10 protein-coding genes are annotated in these 13,684 nt (G+C 71.4%); 3 read left to right on the top strand and 7 right to left on the bottom strand.

The window, feature by feature from the left end:
- Positions 1–123: 123 nt before the first annotated feature.
- Both ACQY0Z_RS01920 and ACQY0Z_RS01915 read right to left on the bottom strand, forming a co-directional pair.
- Complete coding sequence (locus ACQY0Z_RS01920; RefSeq protein WP_019522347.1) at positions 124–387, bottom strand: hypothetical protein; 264 nt, start codon at positions 385–387, stop codon at positions 124–126.
- Positions 384–1,319, bottom strand: coding sequence for an SPFH domain-containing protein (locus tag ACQY0Z_RS01915; protein WP_189905319.1), 936 nt, complete (start codon positions 1,317–1,319; stop codon positions 384–386). The genes ACQY0Z_RS01920 and ACQY0Z_RS01915 overlap by 4 nt, the downstream gene beginning before the upstream one ends.
- Positions 1,320–1,594: 275 nt before the next feature.
- On the opposite strand from ACQY0Z_RS01915, the gene ACQY0Z_RS01910 reads away from it, so the two are divergent.
- Positions 1,595–3,880 (top strand): transglycosylase domain-containing protein, encoded by a 2,286-nt coding sequence (locus ACQY0Z_RS01910; RefSeq protein ID WP_439811749.1) that lies wholly within the window; start codon positions 1,595–1,597, stop codon positions 3,878–3,880.
- A gap of 187 nt (positions 3,881–4,067) precedes the next feature.
- Here ACQY0Z_RS01910 and ACQY0Z_RS01905 read toward each other — a convergent pair whose 3' ends face one another.
- The 5 genes from ACQY0Z_RS01905 to ACQY0Z_RS01885 all read right to left on the bottom strand — a co-directional run bounded on the left by ACQY0Z_RS01905 (position 4,068) and on the right by ACQY0Z_RS01885 (position 12,151).
- Positions 4,068–6,173 (bottom strand): SpoIIE family protein phosphatase, encoded by a 2,106-nt coding sequence (locus ACQY0Z_RS01905; RefSeq protein ID WP_347225814.1) that lies wholly within the window; start codon positions 6,171–6,173, stop codon positions 4,068–4,070.
- 274 nt (positions 6,174–6,447) lie between these two features.
- Entirely contained in the window at positions 6,448–7,140 is a 693-nt protein-coding gene (gene fomD, locus ACQY0Z_RS01900) for a cytidylyl-2-hydroxypropylphosphonate hydrolase (protein ID WP_189905325.1), read from the bottom strand.
- A gap of 72 nt (positions 7,141–7,212) precedes the next feature.
- A complete protein-coding gene (locus ACQY0Z_RS01895) occupies positions 7,213–8,616 on the bottom strand; it encodes a class II fumarate hydratase (RefSeq protein WP_189905327.1) in 1,404 nt (467 codons plus the stop codon).
- A 109-nt stretch (positions 8,617–8,725) separates the two neighbouring features.
- A complete protein-coding gene (locus ACQY0Z_RS01890) occupies positions 8,726–10,156 on the bottom strand; it encodes a M20/M25/M40 family metallo-hydrolase (protein ID WP_189905330.1) in 1,431 nt (476 codons plus the stop codon).
- 327 nt (positions 10,157–10,483) lie between these two features.
- A complete protein-coding gene (locus ACQY0Z_RS01885) occupies positions 10,484–12,151 on the bottom strand; it encodes a fumarate hydratase (RefSeq protein WP_439811748.1) in 1,668 nt (555 codons plus the stop codon).
- A 153-nt stretch (positions 12,152–12,304) separates the two neighbouring features.
- Between ACQY0Z_RS01885 and ACQY0Z_RS01880 the strand changes: the two genes are divergently transcribed.
- Together ACQY0Z_RS01880 and ACQY0Z_RS01875 are read left to right on the top strand one after the other, a co-directional pair.
- The gene (locus ACQY0Z_RS01880; protein WP_381731682.1) at positions 12,305–13,000 is read left to right on the top strand and encodes a DUF1707 SHOCT-like domain-containing protein; all 696 of its coding nucleotides are present in this window, start codon (positions 12,305–12,307) and stop codon (positions 12,998–13,000) included.
- 166 nt (positions 13,001–13,166) lie between these two features.
- Positions 13,167–13,541, top strand: coding sequence for a WhiB family transcriptional regulator (locus tag ACQY0Z_RS01875; RefSeq protein ID WP_026243435.1), 375 nt, complete (start codon positions 13,167–13,169; stop codon positions 13,539–13,541).
- Positions 13,542–13,684: the final 143 nt, after the last annotated feature.

Below are 13,684 nucleotides of genomic sequence, written 5' to 3'. Positions count from 1 at the left end.
TGTATACGCGGAGTGTGCAGATCGTGCGTGCTCCCCCTAAGCCGCAGGTGAGGCCCTGTTGTCACGGTTCTGTCACCGGGATCCGGACATGCGTCCGGCCCCCGCCGTGCGGCGGGGGCCGGTTCAGTCGGAGGGTGGCGTTCCGCCCGATGGGGGGCGGGTGCCCGGGGGGCGGCCCCGGCGGGGGAGGGGGCCCGTCTCGCCGGGGAGGCGGCCCGCCTCCGCGAGGGCCCGGCGGAGCAGGAACTCGATCTGGGCGTTCGCCGAGCGCAGTTCGTCGCCCGCCCAGCGGGCCAGTGCCTCGTACACCGCCGGGTCCAGCCGCAGCAGCACCTGCTTGCGCTGCGGCCGGCGCTGCGGGGCCGGGTCCCCGGACGGGGCGGTCACTGGTAGAGCGTCCCGGTGTTGAGGACCGGCTGCGCCGAGCGGTCACCGCACAGCACGACCATCAGGTTGGACACCATCGCCGCCTTCCGCTCGGGGTCGAGGTCCACGATGTCCTGCTCCTGGATCCGGGCCAGGGCCGACTCGACCATACCCACGGCGCCCTCCACGATCTGCTGCCGCGCCGCGACCACCGCGCCCGCCTGCTGCCGCTGCAGCATCGCCGAGGCGATCTCGGGAGCGTAGGCGAGGTGCGTGAAGCGGGACTCGATGATCTGCACGCCGGCCGCCTCGACGCGCGCGTGCAGTTCGACCGCCAGCTTCTCGGTGATCTCCTCGGCGTTGCCGCGCAGCGACAGGCCGTCCTCGTCGTGGGCGTCGTACGGGTACTCGATGGCGATGTGCCGCACGGCCGCCTCGGTCTGGGTGGAGACGAACTCGACGTAGTCGTCCACCTCGAAGGTGGCCTGGGCGGTGTCCTCGACCCGCCACACCACGACCGCGGCCAGCTCGATCGGGTTGCCGTAGGCGTCGTTCACCTTCAGCACTGCGGTCTCGTGGTTCCGTACCCGGGTGGAGATCTTGGTGCGGGAGGTGAACGGGTTCACCCAGCGCAGCCCGTCCTGCCGGATGGTGCCCCGGTAGCGGCCGAACAGCTGCACCACCCGAGCCTCGCCCGGCGCGACCATGTTCAGCCCGCACATCGCGATGAACGCGGCGAGCGCGATCACGATGCCGCCGGTGATGAGACCGGCCTTCGCGCCGGTGCTCTCGACCGCCGTGGCCACGATGATCATCGCCACGCCGGCCAGCAGTCCGAGCAGGCCGAGCAGCAGCGCGAGCCCGCCGCCGATGCTGTGCGCCGGGGTCTCCCGCACGCGCGGGGCCGGCATCTCGGGCACGTCGGGCGTGACCTGCGGGTCGTGTGCGGTCATGGAGGTTCCCCCGTTTCTCCGCGCGTTCCGGCGCGGTGTCCACTGTCTATGTCTATCGCCTGTCTAGCTAAGTGATAACACATTACCTGTTCATGGCAACCTCATACCGGTTTCGAACGTCGGTTCCTTTGGAGTGGGTGCTGATTGTCACGTCCGTAAAGGCCGGATCGGCGGCCCTTTGTCATAGCTCCCGGTGTTAGCTTGCTGAGCTGACCTGAGCGGCGAACGTGTGTGCCGCATGAGCACACAGAAACGAAGCGGAGCGGAACAGGCGTATGGGACGAGCGGAAGAAAGACGCGCACGACAGCGCGGCGGGCGCCGTGCGGCACCCAAGGGCCGCGCTGCCGCCGCGGGCGGCCGCACCGGCATACGCCGCCTCTTCACCTGGAAGAAGATCGTCGGCACCTTCTTCACCCTCTGCCTGCTCGGCATGGGCGCCTTCATCGTGCTGTACATGCTGATCGACATCCCGGAGGGGAACGCCGACGCCGAGCTGCAGAGCAACGTCTACGAGTACAGCGACGGCAGCCTCATGGCCCGCGACGGCGACCGCAACCGCGAGATCGTCGACCTGGCCCGGGTCCCCAAGCCCGTGCAGCGCACGTTCGTCGCCGCCGAGAACAAGACGTTCTACAAGGACGCCGGCGTCGACCTGAAGGGCACCGCCCGCGGTGTCCTCAACACCCTGTCCGGCAAGGGCGCGCAGGGCGGCTCGACGATCACCCAGCAGTACGTCAAGAACTACTACCTGACGCAGGAACAGACCGTCTCCCGCAAGCTCAAGGAGCTGGTCATCTCCCTGAAGCTGGACCGGGAGAAGTCCAAGGACTACATCCTCGCCGGGTACATCAACACCAGCTACTACGGCCGCGGCGCCTACGGCATCCAGGCCGCCGCCCAGGCCTACTACCGCGTCGACGCCGAGGACCTCACCGTCGAGCAGGGCGCCTACCTCGCCGCGCTGCTCCAGGCGCCCAACCAGTACGACTGGGCGATCGCCAGCGGCAAGGGCAAGAAGCTCGTCCAGGAGCGCTGGAACTACGTCCTGGACAACATGGTCGAGCAGAAGTGGCTGGACGCCGGCGAGCGCGCCGGCATGAAGTTCCCCGTGCCGAAGGAGCCCAAGGCGGCCCCCGGCATGGAGGGGCAGACCGGCTACCTGGTCGAGGCGGCCAACTCGGCCGTCAAGCAGCAGCTCGTCGAGCAGGGCGTCGCCGAGGACCTGGAACAGGCCAAGGCGCTGCTGGACCGCGGCGGCTACACCATCACGCTGAACATCGACAAGAAGAAGCAGAAGGCGCTGGAGAAGGCGGTCAAGGACCGGCTCACCAGCAAGCTCGACCCGAAGAAGCGGGACGTCGACGCCGACGTCCAGGCCGGCGCCGTCTCCGTCGATCCCAAGACCGGCAAGGTCGTGGCGATGTACGGCGGCGTGGACTACGTGAAGCACTACACCAACAACGCCACCCGCAAGGACTACCAGCCGGCGTCCACGTTCAAGCCGGTGATCCTCGCGTCCGCCCTCGACAAGGGCGCCGAGACCCAGGACGGCGTGCCCATCACCGCGGACACGCTCTACGACGGCGACAGCAAGCGCCCCGTCGTCGAGGACGGCGAGAAGGTCGGCTTCGCCCCGCCCAACGAGGACGACCGGGACTACGGCGACATCACCGTCCAGGAGGCGATGAACAAGTCCGTCAACTCCGTCTTCGCGCAGATGGGCGTCGACGTCGGCATGACGGACGTGATGAAGACCGCGGGCGCGCTCGGCATGAGCGACAACCTCGACCCGTTCCCGGCGCAGACCCTCGGCACCATGGGCGCCAGCCCGATGCAGATGGCCGGCGTCTACGCCACCCTCGCCAACCACGGCAAGCAGGTCACGCCGACGATCGTGAAGTCCGTCGAGCACAAGGACCGCACGATCGAGATGCCCGACCCGGTCGGCCAGTCCGTCCTCAGCCGGCGCGCCGCCGACACGGTCACCTCGGTGCTCACCGGCGTGGTCGACGACGGTACGGCGCAGAAGTCCGTGCGGGACAACCCGCTGCGCGACGGCCAGCAGGTCGCGGGCAAGACCGGCACCTCCGACGACAACAAGTCGGCCTGGTTCACCGGCTACACGCCCGACCTGGTGACCTCCGTCGGCCTGTTCGGCGAGGACGCCAAGACCGGCAGCCAGGTCCCGATGTACAAGGCGGGCGGCGTCGACCACCGCGTCAACGGCGGTGGCTTCCCTGCGGAGATCTGGGCCGCGTACACCTTCGGGGTGATGGACGAGGTGTCCAAGTTCGACCTGGAGACCGAGCAGGGCGCGGGCGTGGCTCCCACCCGGAGCGCGTCGCCGTCGGAGACACCGTCGCAGACGCCGACGGAGGAGCCGACGACGGAGGAGCCGACGACGACGTCACCGCCGACGACGACGTCCCCGCCTCCGTCGACGGAGCCCCCGTCCCAGACGCCGACGTCACCCCCGCCGTCGCAGACGCCGACGACCGAGTCCCCCACCTTCGACCTACCGGGCGGCCCCCCCGACCCCGAGAACAACGACCGCGAATAGCCCCCCACACGCGCAGTTCCCCGCGCCCCCGAAAGGGCACGGGGAACTGCGCGAGCAACCCACGATCGGCCGCATCCGGCCACGGCGGGTGGCGCCCCGAAGGGGCGCGGGGAACCGCGCGAGCAACCCACCATCGGCCGCACCCGGCACACCCGCGAAACCCCTACCGCGCCTCACCGCGAAGCACTCAACCGTGGTTCAGCTCGAACCACACCACCTTCCCCGTGCTCAACCGAGTCGCCCCCCACCGCCGGGCCAGCCGGTTGACCAGATACAACCCACGCCCACCCTCATCCGTGGCCCGCGCCTGCCGCAGCCGCGGCAACTGCGGCACATCGTCCCCCACCTCGCACCGCAGCACATCCGTGCGCAACAGCCGCAGCGTCACCGGCCGCGAGGCATACCGCACCGCGTTGGTGACGACCTCGCTCACCAGCAGTTCCACCGAGTCGCTCAGCTCGTCCATGCCCCAGCGGGACAACTGCCGCCGGGCCAGCCGCCGCGCCCGCCCGGGCGCCGCGTCCTCCGGCTCCAGGAACCAGTACGCGACGTCGTTCGGCGCGATCCCGTCGAAGCGGGCGGCGAGCAGCGCGATGTCGTCGTCCCGGTCGCCCGGACCGAGCATGTCCAGCACCTCGTCGCACAGCGCCTCCAGCGGCGGCGGATGGTCAGGCCCCGTCAGCTGCGCGGTCGCGGCGAGCTTCTCCCGCAGCTGCTCGATGCCGGTCCACACGTCCCGCAGCCGGGACTCCACCAGGCCGTCGGTGTAGAGCAACAGGGTCGCCCCGGCGGGCGCCTCCAGCTCCACGGCCTCGAAGTCCACCCCGCCCACGCCGATCGGGGCGCCCGCCGGCACCCGCAGCACCTCCGCGCGTCCGCCCAGGTGCAGCAGCACGGGCGGCGGATGGCCGGCGTTGGCGATGGTGATGCGGTGGGCTACCGGGTCGTACACCGCGTAGAGGCAGGTCGCCATGCGGTCCACGCCGAGCCGCTGGGCCTGCTCGTCGAGGTGGTGCAGCACCTCCTGCGGCGGCAGGTCGAGCCCGGCGAGGGTCTGCGCGGTGGTGCGCAGCTGGCCCATGATCGCCGCCGACGTCATGGAGTGACCCATCACATCGCCGACCACCAGGGCGACCCGGCTGCCGGGCAGCGGGATCGCGTCGTACCAGTCGCCGCCCACCCGCGCGGTCTCCGCGGCCGGCAGGTACCGCGACGCCAGCCGTACGCCGGTGCAGTGCGGCAGGGTCTCCGGCAGCATCGTGCGCTGGAGCTCGTCCGCGATGTACGCCTCACGCCCGTACAGCACGGCCTTGTCGATGCCGAGGGCGCTGTGCGTGGCGAGCTGCGCCGCGACCAGCAGGTCGTCGGCCTCGAAGGGGACGCGCTCGGGGCGGCGCAGGAACAGTGCCGCGCCGATCACCCGGCGCCGGCCGCGCAGCGGCGCGAGGACCGCCCGCTGGCCGTCCGGGACGGCCGCCGCGCCCTCCTCGCCGAGGAGTTCCGGCAGCGCCGCCCGCGCGGCCGGGGCGTCCGTGAACACCGGACGGACCCCGCGCAGCACCTCGGCGAGCGCGCTGCCGGGCCGTACCGTGCACAGCTCCTCGCCGACCGAGTCCAGCTCGGACGGCTGCTCCGGAGGCGCGATCGGCATGAAGCCGCCGCCCTCGGTGTCCCGTTCGGCGGGGATCCGGTCGGTGCGGCGCAGCCGCAGCACCAGCGGGCCCGTGGGCCGCTCGTCGCCGACGGGCAGCGGGTCGCGCAGATACACCAGGATCGCGTCGGAGAAGGTCGGCACGGTCGCCCGGCACAGCCCCATCACGATCTCGTCCAGGTCGATGCCGCGGGCGATCCGCCGGGTGGCCGCGCCGACGAAGCGCAGCCGGTCTCCGTCCCGCCGCATCGGCGTGGGACGGCCCGGCCGTGTCACCTGGCCCGTGCGGCGGTCCTTCCCGTCCGGGGCACGGTCCACCCGGTCCTGCCCGTCGGCGGGCTGCACGGGGATGCCGTCCGGCGCGGGCCGCGGACGGGGGGTGTCCGGCTCCGCGTCCGGACCGACGCCCGGCTGGGAGTGCTCGGACCCCGGCACGTCCCCCGCGTCGGGCGCCGGCCCGCCGGAGACGGCGCCGGGCGCGGGCGGCTCACCGCCGGAGCGGCCCTGTGCCGGTAAGGCGGCGCCCGTACCGGCCGTGGGGGCCGGGGAACGCAGGAACGCCCCGCGGGGATCCGCGGGGTCCACGCCCGGCTGGGGGCGCTCGAAGGAGGTCGGCTGCTCCGTCACGCGTGTCGAGTCCATCCGTCCGGCGCACGCCGTGCGCGCGGTTCGCTCCGCCGAAACTCCGATACCCGGAACAGGTGCCCCCGGAACGGATTTCGCGTGTGGTCAGAGGTTGTTCCTGCGACGCCGGCCGGCCGTCGTCGGCCCGTGCCGGTGTTTCCGTACCCCTCGCTCACGTCCTGCCGCCCCTCGGTGACGTCCGGTCAAGCTTCGCGCGCGCTCCGGTGGTTGCTGCTCCGCGCCCTTGCGGACGACGATCCTACGTTTCCTGCCCGGGGGCGCAGCAAGGGTCTCACGGGGATGCGTGCGCCGCGGTGCGGTCCCAGTCCTGTGGGAGTGACGGTACAGCCCAGGACGGATCCGGACGCCAGTTCTCCCAGCCGTCCGAGAACGGAGAGCCCCAGGCGTCGATCACCGCGACCGCGGCGCGCCCCGCCTCGCGCACCCGCCGGGCCAGCGCGGGGTCCATCAGGCCGTCCCGCCGGGCCTGCGCGAACTCGTCCTCGTCCCGCCAGTGCCAGCCGCCGTCCGGCTGCACGGAGATGTCCAGGAAGTGGTCCTCGGAGTCCACCCCGCCCGCCCAGCGGACGAGCGGCTCCTCCAGGTTCACGTACCAGTTCTTGAAGCGCCAGCCCGGCTCCCAGAACAGCCACACCGACCAGGGCTCGCCGGGCCGGGCCAGCTTCAGCACGCCGGTGCCGAACCAGCGGTCCTTCTGCACCGTGCGCGGCTTGGTGTAGCGGGTGGCGAGGGGCTCCCGGTGGACCGGGGTGCCGTCGGCGAGGACGGGCTTCACGCACTCGGTGCCCGGCGCCATCCAGGCGGCCAGCACCTCCGAGTCGTCGCGCACGACCGTGACGGGGCGCGCGATGTGGATGCGCGCGCCGCCGTTCTCCCGGTACCGCCACAGGATCTGCGTCCCGGGCTCCCAGTGGCGGGCCGCTCCGCCCGCGTGGCCGCGCATCGTGGTTCCACCCTCTGTCATGCGCAGATATTAGGTGGCCGGACCACACGACGCTGCGGCCCCCGTCACGGTTCACCCCCCGTGCGCCAGGCTTTACGGCCGTGTCATCCGCAGGACATCCAGCGCCTCGTCCAGCTGCTGCACGGTCAGGTCGCCGCGTTCGACATAGCCGCCCTCGAGCACGACCTGACGGATCGTCTTGCGTTCCGCGAGCGACTTCTTGGCGACCTTGGCGGCCTCCTCGTAGCCGATGTACTTGTTCAGCGGGGTGACGACGGACGGCGAGGACTCGGCGTACTCGCGGGCCCGCTCCCGGTCGGCGATGATCCCGTCGACCGTGCGGTCGGCGAGCAGGCGGGAGACGTTGGCGAGCAGCCGCACCGACTCCAGCACGTTCTTGGCGATCACCGGCAGCATCACGTTGAGCTCGAAGTTGCCGGACGCGCCGGCCGCGGCGACGGTCGCGTCGTTGCCCGTGACCTGCGCGCACACCATGAGCACGGCCTCCGGGATCACCGGGTTGACCTTGCCGGGCATGATCGAGGAGCCGGGCTGGAGGTCGGGCAGGGCGATCTCGGCGAGGCCGGTGCGCGGCCCGGACGCCATCCAGCGCAGATCGTTCGCGATCTTCGTCAGGCCGACGGCGATCGTGCGGAGCTGCCCGCTGGTCTCCACCACGCCGTCCCGGGCGCCCTGCGCCTCGAAATGGTTCCGCGCCTCGGTCAGCGGCAGCCCCGTCGCCCGCGCCACCTCCTCGATGACGGCGGCGGAGAACCCGGGCGGGGTGTTGATGCCGGTGCCGACGGCGGTGCCGCCAAGGGGCAGCTCGGCCAGCCGGGGCAGCGAGGCATGCAGCCGCTCCACCCCGTACCGCACCTGGGCTGCGTATCCGCCGAACTCCTGGCCCAGCGTGACGGGCGTGGCGTCCATCAGATGGGTGCGCCCGGACTTCACGACGTCCGCGAACTCCTCCGCCTTGCGCTCCAGGACGGCGGCGAGGTGCTCCAGGGCCGGGACCAGGTCCCGGGTGACCGCGGCGGTGGCGGCGATGTGCAGTGACGAGGGGAAGACGTCGTTGGACGACTGCGAGGCGTTGACGTGGTCGTTGGGGTGGACGTCCCGGCCCAGCCGCTCGGTGGCGAGGGTGGCGATCACCTCGTTGGTGTTCATGTTGGACGAGGTGCCGGACCCGGTCTGGAACACGTCGACCGGGAAGTGGTCGTCCCACCGGCCCTCGGCGACCTCCGCGGCCGCCTCCTGGATCGCCTCGGCGATGTCCTTGTCCAGCACCCCGAGCCGGGCGTTCACCTTGGCGGCGGCGCCCTTGATGCGGGCCAGCGCCTCGATGTGGGCGCGCTCCAGGCGCTGCCCGGAGACGGGGAAGTTCTCCACCGCGCGCTGGGTCTGCGCCCGCCACTTGGCGTCGGCGGGGACCCGCACCTCTCCCATGGAGTCGTGCTCGATGCGGTAGTTCCGGTCGTCGTCCGTCGTCGTCATCGTGTACCTCCAAGGAGCACAGCAGCGGTGTCGGACGAGCGTATTCCCCGGAAAGCCGTCCGCCCCGCCGCGACGTCGCACGGCGGGGCGGACGGACCCGTGGGGGGTGTCAGGCGCTCTGCAGGCTCACGTCGTCCAGCAGGAAGCCGGTCTGCAGGCTGTAGTCCTCGGTGGCGGTGAAGGTCACGGTGACCGTCTGCCCGGCGTACGCGGACAGGTCGGCCGACCGCTGGACCCAGCCGCCGCCGGCGTGCACGTTGGACCAGGTCGCGAGCGTGGACCCGTTCACCCGGACGGTGAACGTGTCGTACGCCCGGCTGCCGGACTCGGCGGTCTCGATCTGCAGCCAGAAGACCAGCGACGCGCGCGTGCAGTCCGCCGGGACGGTCACCGTCTGGCTCAGCGACTCGGTGCTGGTGGAGCCGTTGCCGCCGAGCCAGGCGAATCGGGTGCCGCCGTGCGCGGTCCGCCCGGTGTGGGCGGCGATGACCGCGGTGGTCCCGGTCCAGGGCGCGGTCCCGCTCTCGAACCCGCCGTTGCCGACGACGCCGGCCGGGTCGCAGGTGCCCCCGCCGCCGCCCGTGCCGACGGCCTGCTGCCACAGGGTGTACGCGATGCCGTCGGCCGCGCGGTCGAGCCCGGTGGTGTTGATGTTGCTCAGGGTGTCGCACGCCCGGTGGTAGCAGGGGTCGTACGCCGAGCCGGACGTGCCGCCCCACTTGGCGGCCTGCGCGGAGGTCTTGCGGGCGCTCGCGCCCATCGCGTAGCCGGAGGTGGGGATGCCGTACCGCTCGAAGGAGTAGTCGTCGCTGCGTCCCGCGCCCTCGGTGTTCTCCTCGGGCTGGAGGCCGAGCGAGTCCCAGTACGCCTTCATCGGCGCGGCGGCCGCGGAGGTGATGTGGTTGATGAAGTAACCGCCGTTGAGCGAGGCGACCATGTCGAAGTTGTAGTACGCCTTGATCTTGGCGCGGTCCGTCGAGGACAGCGTGCGGGCGTAGAAGTAGCTGCCGTTGAGGCCCTGCTCCTCGTCGGTCCACCAGGCGAAGCGGACGCGGTTGCGCATGTCCGGGTTCTCCCGGGCGAGCGTCAGGGCGTTCTCCAGGAGGGCGGCGGAGCCGGAGCCGTTGTCGTTCATGCCGGGTCCGGCGGAGACGCCGTCGAGGTGGGCGCCGAACATGTAGACGCTGTTGGCGTCGCCCCGGGGCCATTCGGCGATGAGGTTGGGACCGGCGCCGCTGGTGCAGCCGGAGGTGCAGGGCTGCTCAGTGACGGTGTAACCGGCGGCCTGGAGCTTGCCCTTCACGTAGGCGACGGAGTCGCGGTAACCCTGGCTCGTGGAACGGCGGTTGCCGCCGTTGCGGGAGGCGGCGGCGCTGAGCTCGTCGAGGTGGGCCCGGACCGCGGTGACGCTGATGTCGGGGGCGGCGAGGGCGGTGGTGGAGGCGGGGGACGTGCCGGACGGGGTGGCTGCGGCGGGGAGTGTGCCGAAGCCGAGCACGAGGGCGAGCAGGGTGCTCGCCGCGGCGAATCTTCGTTTCACCTGGACTCCTCCGGACGGTGGCTGTGGGGTTGCCACGCGGGGGCCTGGGCATGGCATGTGCATGCCTGGCCTGTCAGGAAGGGTCACAGCAGGTTGTTGATCGGGTCAACGGCACGGGGTGGGCGGGGCGAGGTTTGTCCGAAAGCAGTACAGGGATTCCGGTATACGGACACGGGTGGGGACGAGCCCGGGGAGTTCGCCATCCTCCGCCCCTTCCCGTCCCGTCCCCGGGGCGCCGCCCCGGACCCCGCTGCTCAAACGCCGGAGGGGCTACACATGTAACCCCTCCGGCGTTCGAGGACGAGGCCCGTCAGGGCCGATACAGGCTCAGGCGAGACCGGGCCCCCGCACCGGAATCGACGTGAACGTCGGCTGGGGCGCCGGGTCCTGGAAGAAGTCGTTCCCCTTGTCGTCGACGACGATGAACGCGGGAAAGTCCTCGACCTCGATCTTCCAGACCGCCTCCATCCCCAGCTCCTCGTACTCGACGACCTCCACCTTCTTGATGCAGTCCTGCGCGAGCCGCGCCGCCGGACCGCCGATGGAGCCGAGGTAGAAGCCGCCGTGCGCGGCGCACGCGTCGGTGACCTGCTTGCTGCGGTTGCCCTTCGCGAGCATCACCAGCGAGCCGCCGGCCGCCTGGAACTGCTCCACGTAGGAGTCCATCCGCCCGGCCGTGGTGGGGCCGAAGGAGCCGGACGCGTAGCCCTCGGGGGTCTTCGCGGGGCCGGCGTAGTACACCGGGTGGTCCTTGAGGTACTGCGGCATCTCCTGGCCCGCGTCCAGCCGCTCCTTGATCTTGGCGTGCGCGATGTCGCGCGCCACGACCAGCGGGCCGGACAGCGAGAGCCGGGTCTTCACCGGGTACTTGGACAGCTCGGCGAGGATCGCCCTCATCGGCTGGTTGAGGTCGATCTTCACGACGTCGCCGGACTCGTCGAGCTGCTCGTCCGTCGTCTCCGGCAGGAACCGCGCCGGGTCCGTCTCCAGCTGCTCCAGGAAGACGCCCTCGGCGGTGATCTTCGCGACGGCCTGGCGGTCGGCGGAGCAGGACACGGCGATGGCGACGGGGCACGAGGCGCCGTGCCGCGGCAGCCGCACCACGCGCACGTCGTGGCAGAAGTACTTGCCGCCGAACTGCGCGCCGATGCCGATCTTCTGGGTCAGCTCGAAGACCTTCTCCTCGAGCTCCTTGTCCCGGAAACCGTGCCCGAGCGGGGAGCCCTCGGCGGGGATCTCGTCCAGGTAGTGCGCGGAGGCGTACTTCGCGGTCTTCAGCGCGTACTCGGCGGAGGTGCCGCCGACGACGATCGCCAGGTGGTAGGGCGGGCAGGCGGCCGTGCCCAGCGAACGGATCTTCTCCTCCAGGAACTTCATCATGGAGGCCTCGTTCAGGACGGCCTTCGTCTCCTGGTAGAGGAAGCTCTTGTTGGCGGAACCGCCGCCCTTGGCCATGAAGAGGAACTTGTAGGCGTCGCCGTCCGTCGCGTACAGCTCGATCTGCGCGGGGAGGTTGGAGCCGGTGTTCTTCTCCTCCCACATGGTGAGCGGAGCCATCTGCGAGTAGCGCAGGTTCAGCTTCTGGTAGGCGTCGTAGATGCCCCGGGACAGGGCCTCCTCGTCGCGGCCCGCGGTGAGCACGTTCTGCCCGCGCTTGCCCATGACGATCGCCGTGCCGGTGTCCTGGCACATGGGCAGGACGCCCGCCGCCGCGATGTTCGCGTTCTTCAGCAGGTCCAGCGCGACGAACTTGTCGTTGCCGGACGCCTCGGGGTCGTCGATGATGCGGCGCAGCTGGGCGAGGTGCGCGGGGCGCAGGTAGTGCTGGATGTCGCGGATGGCCTCCTCGGCGAGCTTGCGCAGCGCCTCCGGCTCGACCTTGAGGAACGTCCGGCCGTCGGCCTCGAAGGTGGACACACCTTCGGAGGTCACCAGCCGGTAGGGGGTGGTGTCCTCTCCCATGGGGAGCAGATCGGCGTACTCGAACTCAGGCATTCGCCCATTCCTCACTCGACGGAAGACCGCCCGCCTCCGTCGGCGGGCCATCCCAGCCTAGGACCTGCCGCCGACGCCGATCCTGTGAGGTTGTCCTCAGTTGTCCGCACCGCGGGGTAGTCGCGATCTATCGCGTTTGGGTACGCTGCTGTCGTGGACCTTCAGAAGCACGCCCAGCAGCCGGACACGACGCCGCGGAGCGCCGAGCTGCGCGCCTCCGACGCCGACCGGGACCGCATCGTCGAGCTGTTGCACGACGCGCACGCGGAAGGCCGGCTGACCGCAGACGAGCACGCCGAGCGCGTCGAGGGCGCGCTGACCGCCAAGACGCTGGGCGAGCTGGAAGGGTTCATCCAGGACCTCCCGGCCGCCCACGAGCGGCGCGCGGCCCCCTTCCCCACGCCCGGCCGCCCCGCCGCGGGCGTCTTCCCGGTCGACCCCGACGACAACGTGGTCGCGGTGTTCAGCGCCGCCGCCCGCAAGGGCCGCTGGCGCACCGGCCGCCGTATCCACGCGTACGCGGTGTTCGGCAGCGTGGAGATCGACCTCAGCGAGGCGCTGTTCGACCACCAGCAGGTGATGATCAAGGCGTTCTCCGTCTTCGGCAGCGTCGAGATCCGCGTCCCGGAGAACGTGTCGCTGCGCGGCACCGGCGGCGGCGTGCTCGGCGCCTTCGAGGTGGACCCGCAGGACTCGCCCGACGACAACGCCCCCGTGATCTACGTCGACGGATGGGCGATCCTCGGCAGCGTCGAGGCCCGGCCGAAGCGCGGCAAGCTCGTGAAGGACATCCTGGACCGGGTGCAGCGCACGGTGGACCGCAGCATGCGCAAGCACCTGGGGCACTGAACGCGGCGCAGGCGGAGGCCGGTTGGGGACTCTGTGCATAGGCGCGCGCACATCGGGTAAGCCTTGACGCATCGTCTCCTTGGAGGGCGCCAGGGATTCACGCCGGGCCGACCCACGTGCATCCACGGCACTCGCCAGCTCGCGAAGCCGTCGTCAGGAGTAGACCGTGCTGCAACCGCCGCATTCGTCCCTGCAGGTAGCCGCCGTTCCGGCCCAGCGAGTGGCAGCGCGGGACAGGGACCAGGACGCCCCCTGGCACACCGAGGCGGTGTGCCGGCGTGACGAGGCGGGCCTGTTCTTCGCGCCGTCGAAGGAACCGACCGCCGCGCGGCTGTCCCGCGAGGAGGCGGCCAAGCGGGTCTGCGCCCGCTGTCCGGTCATGGTGGAGTGCCGCGAGCACGCCCTGCTCCAGCCGGAGCCGTACGGCGTGTGGGGCGGCCTGACCGCGGCGGAGCGCCGCGTCGTCCTGGCCCGCCGCAGGCGCCGCGAAATGGAACTGAAGAAGACGGCCCGCCAGAACCGCATACCCGCGGCCGGCTGACACCGCCCCAAAAAAGGGGCGCCCCCTCCGCACAGGGGACGCCCCTTCCAGCACGAGCTACGGGCGGACAACTCCCCCAGAGGCGCGGGGAACGGCGCGACGGCCCGAACACACGCGCCCGCTTGTCCACCGCCGGGCGCACC

It is taken from the genome of Streptomyces sp. P9-2 (genome assembly GCF_051903975.1).
In the GTDB taxonomy this organism is placed as follows: domain Bacteria; phylum Actinomycetota; class Actinomycetes; order Streptomycetales; family Streptomycetaceae; genus Streptomyces; species Streptomyces cellulosae.
Note: the sequence above shows the minus strand (reverse complement) of the source record. Positions and strands in the feature narration are given on the sequence as shown.

Excerpts from the sequence above, each read along its gene's own strand:
- ACQY0Z_RS01915 (WP_189905319.1), bottom strand. The coding sequence starts at position 1,319 with ATGACCGCACACGACCCGCAGGTCACGCCCGACGTGCCCGAGATGCCG.
- ACQY0Z_RS01910 (WP_439811749.1), top strand. The coding sequence starts at position 1,595 with ATGGGACGAGCGGAAGAAAGACGCGCACGACAGCGCGGCGGGCGCCGT.
- ACQY0Z_RS01905 (WP_347225814.1), bottom strand. The coding sequence starts at position 6,173 with ATGGACTCGACACGCGTGACGGAGCAGCCGACCTCCTTCGAGCGCCCC.
- fomD (WP_189905325.1), bottom strand. The coding sequence starts at position 7,140 with ATGACAGAGGGTGGAACCACGATGCGCGGCCACGCGGGCGGAGCGGCC.
- ACQY0Z_RS01895 (WP_189905327.1), bottom strand. The coding sequence starts at position 8,616 with ATGACGACGACGGACGACGACCGGAACTACCGCATCGAGCACGACTCC.
- ACQY0Z_RS01885 (WP_439811748.1), bottom strand. The coding sequence starts at position 12,151 with ATGCCTGAGTTCGAGTACGCCGATCTGCTCCCCATGGGAGAGGACACC.